A 1,427-nucleotide genomic window follows, 5' to 3' on the forward strand; every position below is an offset into this window, starting at 1 on the left:
CCTAGTAGTGCTTCGTTAGGTTGTGGGCTGTCTGCGGCTGCTCCGAGGGCGGGGCAGGGGGCGGCCGCAGGTGGTGCAGGTACCGGTCCAGCACCTCAGCAGGTCCTGAAGAACGTCGAGGACCTGGTAGAGAGTCAGGCCGGTGTGCGGACTTTTGGGTCGAGCCGCCTGAGGGTGAGGAAGGCCTGGGCGGCGGTGACGAGGGTGACGTGGTGGTGCCAGCCGCGCCAGGTGCGGCCCTCGAAGTGGTCCAGCCCTAGGCCATGCTTGAGCTCGCGGTAGTCGTGCTCGATCCGCCAGCGCATCTTCGCCCACCGCACCAGGTCAGCGACCGGGGTGGTGGCGGGCAGGTTCGATATCCAGTAGTCCGTCGGAGCGTCCTGGCCGTCCGGCCATTCGACGAGGAGTGTCTGGACGGGCAGGACGCCGTCCCAACGGTTGCGGCCGCCGCCCGCCTCCTGAGCTGCGGCCAGGGACTGCTTGCCCGCAGGCCGCACTGTCAGCAGCGCGAACCGTGAGGTCATCGCGCCTTTGCTGCCCTGCCTCCAGGTCACCTCGGTGAACCGCTGGGCACCCGCCTGCGCCGCGAGGACGCAGACGGCTCGCGGTGGGGTGCGGTAGCGGGGAAGGGTGGGCGGTCCGAGCCCGCCGTAAGCCGGCTGGTGCGGCTCGACGTCCTCCGGGTGGGCGACTTCTTTCCCGTTCAGGGCCAGGACATAGGACAGTCCTCGTTCCTGGAGACCGAGCCGGAACGGGGTGCTGACGCCGTAGCCGGCGTCGGCGACCACGACCGGCGCCTTCAACCGCCACTCGGCGAGTGTGTCCAGCAGGCCGAGCGCGAGACGCCACTTCTCCTGGTGCACCACGTCGTCGGGGACTCCTGCCCTGCGGCATCGGTCCGGCTCGTCCGTCCACTCACGCGGCAGATACAACTGCCACTGCAGTGGGCATGAGGCGGTGTCGGTGGCGGCATGGACACTGACCGCGACCTGGCAGTTCGCCCGTTTCCCGACCGCTCCGCAGTACTGGCGGGCCACCCCGGCCGACGCCTTGCCGCACTTGGGGAACGACACATCGTCGATCACCCACGCCTCAGGAGTGATCACCTCGGACAGCCGCTCGGCGATCCGCTGCCTGACCGGCAGCGGATCCCACGGCGACTGGTTCACGAACTGCTGCAGGGCCTGCATGTTCCCGTCCGGCAGCCGCTCGGCCATCGGCTGGACCGACTTGCGCCGGCCCTCCAGCATCAGGCCCCGCAGATAACACTCGCCCCACCGCCGCTGATCCCGCCGCGGCACCGAGGCGAACACATCGGCAACGAACTCCGATAACTCACCCCGGAGCCGTTCCACTTCCCCCAGCCTCATGCCAAGAACATGCCCAACACCAGGCAAGATCACCCGACGTAACGAAGCACTACTAGG

At 68.7% G+C, this 1,427-nt stretch carries 1 protein-coding gene; it reads right to left on the reverse strand.

The genetic code is table 11. The annotated features are described in order from the left end of the window. Positions 1-134 precede the first annotated feature (134 nt). Positions 135-1,370 (reverse strand): IS701 family transposase, encoded by a 1,236-nt coding sequence (locus ACFZBT_RS40765; RefSeq protein WP_391115668.1) that lies wholly within the window; start codon positions 1,368-1,370, stop codon positions 135-137. Positions 1,371-1,427 lie beyond the last annotated feature (57 nt).

Source organism: Streptomyces sp. NPDC008137 (assembly GCF_042957035.1).
Lineage (GTDB): Bacteria > Actinomycetota > Actinomycetes > Streptomycetales > Streptomycetaceae > Streptomyces.